General features: G+C 61.7%; 14 protein-coding genes. All 14 read right to left on the bottom strand.

Translation table 11 applies throughout. The features are described 5' to 3' along the window. Position 1: 1 nt before the first annotated feature. The 14 genes from H681_RS25380 to rpmH all read right to left on the bottom strand — a co-directional run bounded on the left by H681_RS25380 (position 2) and on the right by rpmH (position 11692). Positions 2–538: a F0F1 ATP synthase subunit delta gene (locus tag H681_RS25380; protein ID WP_015479769.1), complete on the bottom strand. Its 537-nt coding sequence runs from the start codon at positions 536–538 to the stop codon at positions 2–4. 12 nt (positions 539–550) lie between these two features. Then, positions 551–1021, bottom strand: coding sequence for a F0F1 ATP synthase subunit B (locus H681_RS25385; protein ID WP_015479770.1), 471 nt, complete (start codon positions 1019–1021; stop codon positions 551–553). A gap of 52 nt (positions 1022–1073) precedes the next feature. Then, on the bottom strand, positions 1074–1331 hold the full coding sequence (atpE, locus tag H681_RS25390) for a F0F1 ATP synthase subunit C (RefSeq protein WP_003457994.1): 258 nt from the start codon (positions 1329–1331) through the stop codon (positions 1074–1076). A 107-nt stretch (positions 1332–1438) separates the two neighbouring features. Continuing rightward, positions 1439–2308 (bottom strand): F0F1 ATP synthase subunit A, encoded by an 870-nt coding sequence (gene atpB, locus H681_RS25395; RefSeq protein WP_015479771.1) that lies wholly within the window; start codon positions 2306–2308, stop codon positions 1439–1441. Positions 2309–2324: 16 nt separating this feature from the next. Continuing rightward, positions 2325–2732, bottom strand: a complete 408-nt coding sequence (locus H681_RS25400; RefSeq protein WP_015479772.1) for a F0F1 ATP synthase subunit I — start codon at positions 2730–2732, stop codon at positions 2325–2327. A gap of 150 nt (positions 2733–2882) precedes the next feature. After that, positions 2883–3755: a ParB/RepB/Spo0J family partition protein gene (locus H681_RS25405; protein ID WP_015479773.1), complete on the bottom strand. Its 873-nt coding sequence runs from the start codon at positions 3753–3755 to the stop codon at positions 2883–2885. Positions 3756–3770: 15 nt separating this feature from the next. Next, complete coding sequence (locus tag H681_RS25410) at positions 3771–4559, bottom strand: ParA family protein (protein WP_015479774.1); 789 nt, start codon at positions 4557–4559, stop codon at positions 3771–3773. Between the two features lie 18 nt (positions 4560–4577). Further along, entirely contained in the window at positions 4578–5228 is a 651-nt protein-coding gene (gene rsmG / locus H681_RS25415) for a 16S rRNA (guanine(527)-N(7))-methyltransferase RsmG (RefSeq protein ID WP_015479775.1), read from the bottom strand. Beyond that, positions 5228–7120 carry a tRNA uridine-5-carboxymethylaminomethyl(34) synthesis enzyme MnmG gene (gene mnmG, locus H681_RS25420; RefSeq protein WP_015479776.1) on the bottom strand — a complete coding sequence of 631 codons (1893 nt, stop codon included), beginning with the start codon at positions 7118–7120 and terminating at the stop codon, positions 5228–5230. Before mnmG ends, rsmG begins: the two co-directional genes overlap by 1 nt. Before the next feature lie 549 nt (positions 7121–7669). After that, on the bottom strand, positions 7670–9037 hold the full coding sequence (gene mnmE / locus H681_RS25425; protein ID WP_015479777.1) for a tRNA uridine-5-carboxymethylaminomethyl(34) synthesis GTPase MnmE: 1368 nt from the start codon (positions 9035–9037) through the stop codon (positions 7670–7672). Between the two features lie 106 nt (positions 9038–9143). Then, positions 9144–10892 (bottom strand): membrane protein insertase YidC, encoded by a 1749-nt coding sequence (gene yidC / locus H681_RS25430; RefSeq protein ID WP_015479778.1) that lies wholly within the window; start codon positions 10890–10892, stop codon positions 9144–9146. Between the two features lie 2 nt (positions 10893–10894). Then, positions 10895–11143 carry a membrane protein insertion efficiency factor YidD gene (gene yidD, locus H681_RS25435; RefSeq protein ID WP_015479779.1) on the bottom strand — a complete coding sequence of 83 codons (249 nt, stop codon included), beginning with the start codon at positions 11141–11143 and terminating at the stop codon, positions 10895–10897. After that, positions 11136–11543 carry a ribonuclease P protein component gene (gene rnpA, locus H681_RS25440; RefSeq protein ID WP_015479780.1) on the bottom strand — a complete coding sequence of 136 codons (408 nt, stop codon included), beginning with the start codon at positions 11541–11543 and terminating at the stop codon, positions 11136–11138. The genes yidD and rnpA overlap by 8 nt, the downstream gene beginning before the upstream one ends. A 14-nt stretch (positions 11544–11557) precedes the next feature. After that, on the bottom strand, positions 11558–11692 hold the full coding sequence (gene rpmH, locus H681_RS25445) for a 50S ribosomal protein L34 (RefSeq protein WP_003100258.1): 135 nt from the start codon (positions 11690–11692) through the stop codon (positions 11558–11560). Positions 11693–12213: the final 521 nt, after the last annotated feature.

Genomic DNA, 12213 nt, shown 5'->3' on the forward strand with positions numbered 1-12213 from the left:
CTCAAGATTTCAACGCTTCGGCCAGTTTCGCGAGCTTGCCGCGCACCGAGCCATCGATTACCAAGTCACCGGCGCGGATCACCACGCCGCCGATCAGGCTCGCGTCTTCCGACGCATGAAGTCGCACTTCGCGACTGAGCCGGGCGCTGAGAGCCTTGGCGAGTTTGTCCTGCTGTTCCTGGTCCAGGACGAAGGCACTGGTGACCTCGACCTCGACCAGCTTTTCCTGCTCGGCCTTGAGTTGCTCGAACATCACGAAGATGGTCGGCAGCAGGTCGAGCCGCTTGTTTTCAGCCACAGTCCGGACGAAGTTCTGGGCCGGAGCATTGAGCTTGTCGCCACACACGTCGATCAGCGCGTCAGCCTTGGCTGCCGCGGTCAGCTGGGGCTCCTTGAGCAGCTGGCGCACGGTGTCGTCCCGCGACACTGCAGCCAGCACACCCAGAGCAGCGGACCAGTCGGCCAGTTGCTGATGAGCCTGGGCGTACTCGAAAGCCGCCTTCGCGTATGGACGAGCCAATGTGGTCAGTTCTGCCATATCGCCCTCTGCTTAGATCTCGGCGGCCAGTTGATCAACCAGCTGCTTTTGCGCGTTGGCATCGATCGAAGCACCCAGGATCTTCTCGGCGCCGGAGACAGCCAGGGCACCCACTTGGGCACGCAGGGCGTCCTTGACGCTGTTGAGTTCCTGCTCGATCTGAGCCTTGGCCTGGGTAATCATGCGATCACCTTCGGCACGGGCCTGATCACGGGCTTCGTCAACGATCTGGTTAGCGCTCTTCTTCGCCTGCTCGATGATTTCGGCTGCCTGAGCCTTGGCTTCGCGCAGTTGCTGACCCGCTTTCTCGTGGGCCAGTTCCAGGTCACGAGCCGCGCGGTTGGCAGCGTCCAGGCCGTCGGCGATCTTCTTCTGACGCTCGTGCAGAGCCGCGATGACCGGCGGCCATACGAACTTCATGCAGAAGATGACGAAGATGGCGAACGCGATGGCCTGGCCGATCAGAGTTGCATTAATGTTCACGCCAATACCTCGCTCGTTCGTTGTTCAGTCACAGATTTCCGCACTGCGGAAATTACTGGGCAACCTGAGCAATGAACGGGTTAGCGAAGGTGAAGAACAGAGCGATACCAACACCGATCATGGTCACGGCGTCGAGCAGACCGGCGACGATGAACATTTTCACCTGCAGCATCGGAACCATTTCCGGCTGGCGAGCAGCGCCTTCCAGGAACTTGCCGCCCAGCAGGCCGAAGCCGATGGCGGTACCCAGAGCGCCCAGACCGATCAGCAGAGCAACGGCGATAGCAGTGAGTCCAACTACAGTTTCCATTTTTCCTCCCGACTTTTTGTCGTGTTGGTTAAAGGTGAAGCAAGTTAAGTGGTGAAACTTCTTTCACCCCCTCCCACCAGGAGAGGGGGCGTACAGAATCTTTTGGATCAGTGGCTGTCTTCGTGGGCCATCGACAGGTAGACGATGGTCAGCATCATGAAGATGAAGGCCTGCAGGGTGATGATCAGGATGTGGAACACGGCCCACGCCCAGTTCAGCACGACGCCCATGCCGCCCAGCCAGAGGATGCCGGAACCGAACATCACGGCGATCAGGATGAAGATCAGCTCGCCGGCGTACATGTTGCCGAACAGACGCAGTGCCAGGGATACCGGCTTGGCGATCAGGGTCACGAACTCGAGCAGGAAGTTCACCGGGATCAGGATGATCTGGACCACCATGTTGCTGCTGTGGAACGGGTGCAGGGTCAGTTCGCCGAGGAAGCCGCCGATACCCTTGACCTTGATGCTGTAGAAGATGATCAGCGCGAACACCGCGATCGACATGCCGAAGGTGGCATTCGGGTCGGTGGTGGCCACGGCGCGGAAGAACAGGTGCTCGTTGCCGGTGACCGCCTGGGCCGCCAGCGGCAGGAAGTCCACGGGCACCAGGTCGATCAGGTTCATCAGGAAGATCCAGACGAACACGGTCAACGCCAGCGGTGCGATGAGCGGGTTACGGCCGTGGAAGGTGTCCTTCACGCTGCCGTCGACGAACTCCACCATAACTTCAACGAAGTTCTGCAGGCCGCCGGGTTGACCGCTGGTAGCCTTCTTGGCCGCCATGCGGAAGATAAGGATGAACACCAGGCCGAGGAATACGGACCAACCCAGGGTATCAACGTGGAATGCCCAAAAGCCCATTTCCTTGGCTTGTTCGGCGGTGTGGGCGAACCCCCAGGAACCATCCGGCAGACGACCCAGGGTCAGGTTCTGCAAGTGGTGCTGGATGTAACCCGAAGCGCTTTCTGCTGCCATGTTTGCCTCAATCGCTCTAAGGTCTTGTAAATGTGTTTCGCATCAGCAGGGGTGCAAACCAGCTGACCGCGAGGGTCAGCAGGTAGAGGCCGAACAGCGCCAGGGGCGCCAGCGGCTTCACACCTGCGAACGCCAGTGCAAAGAGCACTGCCGTCAGAATCAGTTTCCCGGCTTCACCGGCATAGAAAGACCGGACGATCAGCTGGGCAGAGCGGGCGCCGCTGTAACGGAACGCCTTGCGAGCAAAGTACAGATTCGGCAACCACGCAATCAGGCCACCCAACAGGCCGGAATAGCCTGCGACCGATCCCTGGACGAACCACAGGGTCGCTGCACCGAGCAGCAGCACCACCAGTTGGACGAGCAACAGGCGAAAAGCCGGTTGTTGATGGAAGGGCAGGCGATCGGGCTTGCGGGGTTCCATCTGTCTCACAGTCCTCTGGCGTCGGCTTCGCAAATCAACAACTTGGCATACTTTGTGCCGACAAAATTGCGCGCAGAGTATAGGGGGCGCGGCATACCCGTTCAACCGTCAGGTAGTGATTTCCGACGACCCCTACATGCTACGTTCGTATCAGCGTATGTGGGCGAGAACACCCTGGAGTTCATCGAGGGAGTTGTAGCGGATCACCAACTGGCCCTTGCCCTTCTGTCCGTGGCGAATCTGCACCGGAGCGCCCAGGCGCTCGGCCAGGCGCTGTTCCAGACGGCTGATGTCCGGGTCGCTCTTGACCGGTTTGACAGGTTCCGTCGGGGCGTTGAGCCATTGGCGCACCAGGGCTTCGGTCTGGCGCACGGTGAGGCCGCGTGCGACAACATGTCGCGCACCCTCGACCTGCTGATTCTCGGGCAATCCGAGCAGGGCGCGGGCATGGCCCATTTCCAGGTCGCCGTGGGACAGCAGGGTCTTGATCTCGTCCGGCAGGGCGATCAGGCGCAGCAGGTTGGCCACGGTCACGCGGGATTTGCCCACGGCGTCGGCGACTTGCTGCTGGGTCAGCTGGAACTCCTGCTGCAGCCGTTGCAGCGCGGCGGCTTCCTCGATGGGGTTGAGGTCCTCGCGCTGGATGTTCTCGATCAGCGCCATGGCGATGGCGGCTTCGTCCGGCACTTCGCGAACCATCGCCGGGATCTTGTCCAGGCCGGCCTGCTGGCTGGCACGCCAGCGGCGCTCGCCGGCGATGATCTCGTAGCGGCCCTTGTCGATCGGGCGCACCACGATCGGTTGCATCACGCCCTGGGCCTTGATGGACTGGGCGAGTTCTTCCAGGGCCTGGGGATCCATGTCGCGGCGCGGCTGGTACTTGCCACGCTGGATCAGGTCCAGCGGCAGGTGCTGGAGTTCCTTGTCGTCGACCTGAACGGCTTCTTCCTGCAGGGTAGCGGCGCTGGAGCCACTGAGCAGGGCGTCCAGCCCGCGTCCGAGACCTCGTTTCTTGGCGGCCATGCGGGTTCCTTAATCTTAGGCGGGGGCGGTGGTGCGGGCGGCGCGCTGGCGACGCACCAGCTCGCCGGCCAGCGCCAGGTAGGCGAGGGCACCGCGGGATTGCTTGTCGTAGACCAGCGCCGGCATGCCGAAGCTGGGTGCCTCGGCCAGTCGCACGTTGCGCGGGATCACGGTGGTATAGAGCTTGTCGCCGAAGTGTTCCTGCAGTTGCGCGCTGACATCGTTGGTCAGGCTGATGCGCGGGTCGTACATGGTCCGCAGCAGGCCTTCGATCTTCAGCGCCGGGTTCAGCCGCTCGGCGATGCGCTGGATACTGTTCATCAGGTCGGTCAGACCTTCCAGCGCGTAGTACTCGCACTGCATCGGAATGATCACGCCATCCGCGGCGGACAGGGCGTTGACGGTCAGCATCGACAGCGACGGCGGACAGTCGATGAGGATGTAATCGTAGTTCTCGCGGATCGGCGCCAGCGCCTGGCGCAGGCGATGCTCCTTCATGTCCATCTCCAGCAGTACCACTTCCGCAGCGGTGAGGTCGCGGTTGGCGGGCAGCAGCTGGTAGCCGCCGTGCTCGGAGAACTGCATGGCCTGGGCCAGATCGCATTCGCCGGTCAGCACGTCATAGATGGAATGCTCCAATGACAACTTATCCACACCGCTGCCGGTGGTGGCGTTGCCCTGTGGATCGAGGTCGAGCAGCAACACGCGGCGCTTGGTGGCTACCAGCGATGCGGCGAGGTTGATGCAGGTCGTGGTCTTGCCGACGCCGCCTTTCTGGTTGGCGATCGCGAATACCTTAGCCATGGTTTTCCCCACTCCCCGTCATGCAATGCGGCGCAGTATCAGCAGATGGCGCTGGCCTTGGCAACCCGGCACCGCCAGAGCGTGTTCGGCTTCGACCCGGAAATCTTCCGGGAGTGCCGCGAGCTCGTCGCTGGGGTGTACGCCTTTCATGGCCAGCCAGTTGGTCTGGGTGTCGCCGAGGTGACGTGTCCAGTTGGTGAAGTCTTCGAGGCTGCTGAAAGCCCGGGAGACGATACCGTTGAACGGCTGCTCGGGCTGGAAGGCTTCCACCCGACTGTGGATAACCTGCAGGTTGTCGAGCTTGAGCTCCAGCTTCACCTGGGTGAGGAAGCGGGTCTTCTTGCCGTTGCTGTCCAGCAGGGTCAGGGATTTGCCGGGGAACAGGATGGCCAGCGGGATGCCGGGCATGCCGCCGCCGCTGCCTACGTCCAGCCAGCGCTCGCCGCCGGCCGCTTCGAACTGCGGAACGATGCTCAGGCTGTCGAGCAGGTGGCGGGAAACCATTTCATCCACATCGCGCACGGCAGTGAGGTTGTAGGCCTTGTTCCATTTGGCCAGCAGGGCCAGGTAATCCAGCAGGCGCTGCTGGGCGGCAGCGTCGATATCCAGGCCGAGCGTCTGGATGCCACGCGCGAGTTCGTCGGCATGGCGGGCAGTGACCAGGGACATCAGGCGCTTTGCTCCAGTTGACGACCGGAGGAGCGCTTCTTCAGATGGATCAGCAGCAGGGAGATCGCCGCCGGCGTGACGCCGGGGATGCGCCCGGCCTGTCCCAGGGTTTGCGGACGGGCATTGCCCAGCTTCAGCTGGATCTCCTTGGAGAGACCGGAAATGGTCTGGTAATCGATATCCACAGGCAACTGGGTGTCTTCGCTGGCACGCAGGCGAGCGATCTCTTCCTGCTGGCGGTCGATGTAGCCGGCGTACTTGGTGCGGATTTCCACTTGCTCGGCGACCTGCGGATCTTCCGCGCCAGCACCGATCACTTCGGCCAGGCTGAGGTAGTCGATTTCCGGGCGGGCCAGCAGGTTCAGCAGGTTGTATTCATGGGCCAGCGGAGTACCGAAGCGCTCGGCGATGGCGTCGCCCTGGGGCGTGTTCGGGCGAACCCAGGTGCTCTTCAGGCGCTGTTCTTCACGCTCGATGCCTTCGCGTTTGGCTTCGAACACCGCCCAGCGGGCATCGTCGATCAGGCCCAGCTCGCGGCCCTTCTCGGTCAGGCGAAGGTCCGCGTTGTCTTCGCGCAGAATCAGCCGATATTCGGCGCGCGACGTGAACATGCGGTACGGCTCCTGGGTGCCGAGGGTAATCAGGTCGTCGACCAGCACGCCGATGTAGGCCTCGTCGCGGCGCGGGCACCAGTTGTCACGGCCTTGCGAGCGCAATGCGGCGTTGGTACCGGCGAGCAGGCCCTGGGCGCCGGCTTCTTCGTAGCCGGTGGTGCCGTTGATCTGGCCGGCGAAGAACAGGCCGCCGATGACCTTGGTCTCCAGGCTGTACTTCAGATCGCGCGGATCGAAGTAGTCGTACTCGATGGCGTAGCCGGGGCGAACGATATGGGCGTTCTCCATGCCCCGAATGGAACGGACGATATCCAGCTGCACGTCGAAGGGCAGCGAAGTGGAGATGCCGTTCGGGTACAGCTCATGGGTGGTCAGGCCTTCCGGCTCGAGGAAGACCTGATGGCTGTCCTTGTCGGCGAAGCGATGGATCTTGTCTTCGATCGATGGGCAGTAGCGCGGGCCGACCCCTTCGATCACGCCGGAATACATCGGCGAGCGATCGAGGTTGGAGGCGATGATCTCGTGGGTCCGCGAGTTGGTATGGGTGATCCAGCAGCTGACCTGGCGCGGATGCATTTCCTTGTTGCCCAGGAAGGACATCACCGGGATCGGCGTATCGCCGGGCTGCTCGGTCATCACGCTGAAATCGACACTGCGGCCGTCGATACGCGGCGGAGTACCGGTCTTCAGACGGCCGACACGCAGTGGCAGCTCGCGCAGGCGGCGCGCCAGGGCGATCGAGGGCGGATCACCGGCACGGCCACCGGAGTAGTTCTCCAGACCGATGTGGATAAGTCCGCCAAGGAAAGTGCCGGCGGTGAGGACGACGTTATCCGCATGGAATTTCAGACCCATCTGGGTCACGACGCCGCGCACCTGATCCTGTTCGACGATCAGGTCATCGCAGGCCTGCTGGAATATCCACAGGTTCGGCTGGTTCTCCAGGATCTCACGCACGGCGGCCTTGTAGAGAACGCGGTCAGCCTGGGCGCGAGTGGCACGGACTGCCGGGCCCTTGCGGCTGTTCAACACGCGGAACTGGATGCCGCCTTTATCGGTGGCCAGTGCCATGGCACCGCCCAGCGCATCGATTTCCTTGACCAGATGGCTTTTGCCGATCCCACCGATGGCGGGGTTGCAGCTCATCTGGCCAAGGGTTTCCACATTGTGGGTGAGCAGCAGCGTCTTCACGCCCATGCGTGCGGCCGCGAGTGCGGCCTCAGTGCCGGCATGGCCGCCGCCGATCACGATCACGTCAAAACGGGAAGGGAAATCCACCACGCACCTCGTGCCTGTCGATCAAGGAGAAATAGAGAGAGCCGGACAGTATAGGGGTTAAGGGCTTTCGATTGAAGGCACCTGAACAAAAAATAGCCAATCGGTACTGAAGGCTTCTATAGAAAATAAAAGAGAGGAACTTTTTTAAATCTTTTTAGAGCTTGTGTTTATGTATGGTGAAGCCGATTTCTGTGGATAACCATCTTGAGGCCATGTTCCATCAGTCTTTCACGGCATAACAACCCTGTGTCGATGCTGTCAGGCGACGGGGGATCTCCGGTTTCTAGCCTGTGGATTAAGCATCACGTTATCAACAGGTGGATTTATCCACGGCTTGAGAGGGGGGTTTTCAACGTAGCTGTACGTTAGTTTTCCACAGGGTTCGCGGATGCCTGTGAAATACATCTGGAATGCTTTGAAAGCTAGCAATGAAGGGGCTTGCCCGCATTTCATGGCTGTGGATAGCCGTTCTGGAAGAAAGTCATCGGGCAGGAGCAGTCGCGGCGACGGAATGAATCCGTCACCGGTGTCGAAAGTCTGTGCTGTGGATTACTTGCCGATGCAGAAACTGGAGAAGATGCGGCCCAGCAGATCGTCAGGTGTGAAGGCTCCGGTGATTTCCCCCAGGGCCTGTTGAGCCTGGCGCAGGTCCTCAGCCAGCAGTTCGCCGGCGCCGCTCAGGGTGAGCTGGGCGCGACCGTGTTCGAGGCTGCTACCGGCCTGGCGCAGGGCTTCCAGATGGCGCCGACGGGCGCTGAAGCTGCTTTCCGCGGTCTGTTCGAAGCCCATGCAGGCTTTCAGGTGCTCGCGCAGCAGGTCCAGGCCATTGCCCGAGCGGGCGGACAGGGTGATGGTGACGTGGCCATCGGCGCTCTCCTCGAGGCCGATGCTCTCTGTGGATAAATCAGCCTTGTTACGGATCAGGGTCACGTGGGCGGGATCAGGCCGGCTGTCGAGGAACTCCGGCCAGAGTGCGAAGGGATCGCAGGCCTCGGGGGCGGTGGAGTCCACCACCAGTAGAACGCGATCTGCCTCGTTGATGGCCTTCAACGCGCGTTCCACACCGATTTTTTCCACATGGTCGTCGGTACTGCGCAGGCCGGCGGTATCGATGATGTGCAGCGGCATGCCGTCGATGTGGATATGTTCGCGCAATACATCGCGGGTGGTACCGGCGATATCGGTGACGATGGCCGCTTCACGGCCCGCCAGGGCGTTCAGCAGGCTCGATTTGCCGGCGTTGGGACGTCCGGCGATCACCACGCTCATGCCATCGCGCAGCAGCGCGCCCTGGCCGGCTTCGCGCAGCACGGTCGCCAGTTCGGCACGTACGCCATCCAGTTGCGAAAGAACGTGGCCGTCGGCGAGGAAGTCGATCTCTTCCTCGGGGAAGTCGATGGCTGCCTCGACGTACATGCGCAGCTGGATGAGTTGGTCGGTCAGGTGGTGTACGCGGCGCGAGAACTCGCCCTGCAGCGAACGCACGGCGTTGCGTGCAGCCTGGGCCGAACTGGCCTCGATCAGGTCGGCGATGGCCTCGGCCTGGGCCAGGTCGAGCTTGTCGTTGAGGAAGGCGCGTTCGCTGAACTCGCCAGGGCGGGCCTGGCGGGCGCCCAGTTCCAGGCAGCGCTGCAGGAGCATGTCCATTACCACCGGGCCGCCGTGGCCCTGCAGTTCCAGCACGTCTTCGCCGGTAAAAGAGTTCGGCCCAGGGAAGAACAGCAGCAGCCCTTCGTCGATGACATCGCCATCGTCTGCGTGGAACGGTCCGTAGTGGGCGTAGCGTGGCTGTGGTTCGCGGCCGCTCAGGGTGATGGCCATAGCACGGGCGCGGGGACCGGAGACGCGGACGATGCCGACCCCACCACGGCCCTGGGCGGTGGCGACGGCGGCGATGGTTTCACGGGCTGCATTCATGTCGGCGGTCTCGCGGTTGTGTTCGTGGCTCGCGGGAAAGCAAAGTTATCCACATAGCAAAACGCCCCACGAGGGGGCGTCTTGTCGATCGTCTACGGTCGCGGTATCAGGCGGAAGCCTTCTTTGTCGCAGCTTCGATCCGGCGGGTAATGTACCACTGCTGTGCAATGGACAGGCAGTTGTTCACAACCCAGTACAGCACCAGACCGGCCGGGAACCACAGGAAGAAGAAGGTGAAGATGATCGGCATCAGCTTCATGACCTTCGCCTGCATGGGGTCCGGAGGCGTCGGGTTGAGCATCTGCTGGACCAGCATGGTGGCGCCCATGATGATCGGCAGGATGAAGAACGGATCCTTCACCGAGAGGTCGACGATCCAGCCCAGCCACGGCGCCTGGCGCATCTCGACGCTTTCCAGCAGTACCCAGTAGAGGGACAGGAAGACCGGCATCTGCACCAGGATCGGCAGGCAGCCGCCCAGCGGATTGATCTTCTCCTTCTTGTACAGCTCCATCATCGCCTGGGACATCTTCTGGCGATCGTCGCCGTGCTGTTCCTTCAGTGCCTGCATCTTCGGCGACACGGCACGCATGCGGGCCATCGAGCGGTAGCTGGCGGCGGACAACGGGAAGAAGGCCAGCTTGATGACGACGGTCAGCAGGATGATCGACCAGCCCCAGTTACCGACCAGGTTGTGGATATGTTGCAGCAGCCAGAAGATCGGTTGGGCAATGAACCACAGCGGGCCGTAATCGACGGTCAGCTCCAGGCCCGGGGACAGCTCGCCCAGGTACTTCTGCAGCTTGGGACCGGCATACAGGGTCATGCTGGTTTCGCCCTTGGCACCGGGGGCAACGGTCAGGTTGGGACCGGTGTAGCCGACGATATAGTTGCCCTGGGCGTCCTTGCGGGTCATCACGTTGTGGGTGTCGCCCTTGGCGGGCACCCAGGCGGTCACGAAGTAGTGCTGCAGCCAAGCAACCCAGCCGCCCTGGACGGATTCCTTGAACTGCTCCTTGTCCATGTCCTTCATGGACACTTTCACGTAGGGCTTTTCAGGAGTCCAGACCGCGGCGCCAAGGTAGGTCGACACACCGGTGGCAGTGGTGGAGGACGGATCGACGCTGGCGTCACGCTTGAGCTGGGCGAACAGCGAAGCGTTCCACGGCTTGTCGCTCTGGTTGTCGATCAGGTAGCTCACGCCGACCTGATAGGCATCGGGGTTGATGCACTCGAGCTTCTTCTGGGCTTTTTCCTTCTCGGTGCAGTCGCCTTTCAGGCCGCGATGGAAGGTAAAGCGCTTGATGTAGCTGATGCCGTCCTGTGCATAAGTCAGGTCGACCACCATCTGCTCCTGGCCGTCGGCCAGTTCGTAGACGGGCTTGGCAGAGGCGTAGAGCGGGCGGCCACCGGCGGCGGCATCCGGGCCATTGGCGCCGGTCAGCCCGCTCTGGGCCAGGTAGGTGCGTTGCTGATCACGCTCGAACAGCGGGAACGGCACGTCCGGGCGGTCCTGGCGCAACGGGTACTGGGTCAGGCCCAGTTTCACCACATCACCGCCGCGCGGGTCGATGGCCAGGTCCAGCACGTCGGTCTTCACGCGGATCAGCTGGTCGCTGACGGCCGCCGGTTTCTGCTCGGTGGGCAGGGTCGCCTGGGCATTCTGGGCGGTCGGTACGTCGGCATTGGTCGCGCCGCCGGCAGGTACTGACGTGTCCGGCAGGCCTTCGGTCTGGTTGAAGGTCGCGGTCTGCGCTGGCAGTTCAGGCTGGCCGTAGTCCTTGTTCCACTGGAGGACCAGCGCGTAGGACACGATTGCCAGGGCGACGAATAGGATTGAACGTTTGATGTCCATGGTTACTCGGCCGTCGAGGAAGGGGCGGGCTTGGATGGGTCTGGCGGTACCGGATCATAACCACCGGGGTGCCAGGGGTGGCAGCGGCCGAGGCGACGAGCGGCCAGCCAGCCACCACGCAGGAAGCCATGGGTTTCGATGGCTTCCTGCGCGTAGCAGGAACAGCTGGGGTAGAAACGACAGTGCCTGCCCATCATGGGACTGATGGCGTAGCGGTAAAACTGGATCAGTAACAGCGCCAGTCTACGCATGGGAACTGTCGGCCACTCCCGGAGATTCTGTCGTGGGTTCCGGGCTGGGCCGATTGCGTAACAGGCGCTTCCAGAGCTTACCGAACTGCTGGTGCAGTTCCGGATTCTCCAGATCGCCGAGGCCCTTGCGCGCGATGACCACGATATCCAGGCCGGCCAGCTTCTGCTGGTGATGGCGGAAGGATTCGCGGAGAAGGCGTTTGAGGCGGTTACGCTCGACGGCGAGCTTGACGTTCTTCTTGCCGATCACCAGGCCGAGGCGGGGATGATCGAGACCGTTTTCGCGCGCCAGCAGCAGGATGTGCTTGCCGGGAACCTTGGAGGTGGGGGAGTCGAAGACTGCGGTGAATTGCCGGGCTGTCAGAAGACGCTTATCCCGGTCGAAGCCTTGACTCACCACCTGTGTCGGACAAATCAGACGGTCAGACGCTTGCGGCCCTTGGCGCGGCGACGCGACAGAACCTGACGACCGTTCTTGGTGGCCATGCGAGCGCGGAAACCGTGGACGCGAGCGCGCTTGAGGGTGCTGGGTTGGAAAGTACGTTTCATGATTCGGTACCTGGGTTTGACGACATGAGGTCGCAGTGACCCCGTTTAAAGAGACCGGCGATTCTAGTGAAATCAGGCGGTCAGGTCAATTTCCAACCAGCACCGGATACAAATTGAATAGAGAAAAGGCGAAATTCTCTTTTGAAAGATAGATGCTTTGATTATGACTGTTGAGCGCGTTGCCTGTGAATAACTTGCTGGAGGCCACGGGCTATCAGGTTCCTGGAGAATGAAAACCCTGTCTGGAACTGGTGGGTGGCTTGTGTCCCGACGGTTGGAAAGCTGGGGACAGGATGGTTGTTTTTCCACAGCCGATTTTTCCACAGGCTGATCACCAGGCTCATCCCCTGGGTCATCCAGCTGTTATCCACAAGGCTCGCGGCGCGCTTATCCGACAATCGGCACAGTCATTAACATCTTGATTTTGCTTGTGTCCGTAGCCGCATCTCATGTGGATAAGTTGTTCAGGCGCGGCTACAATATCGGCCTATTTCGCTTTGCGCCTTCTTTGGGGGATATCC

Origin of the sequence: Pseudomonas sp. ATCC 13867, from assembly GCF_000349845.1 — a bacterium.
Taxonomy (GTDB): domain Bacteria; phylum Pseudomonadota; class Gammaproteobacteria; order Pseudomonadales; family Pseudomonadaceae; genus Pseudomonas.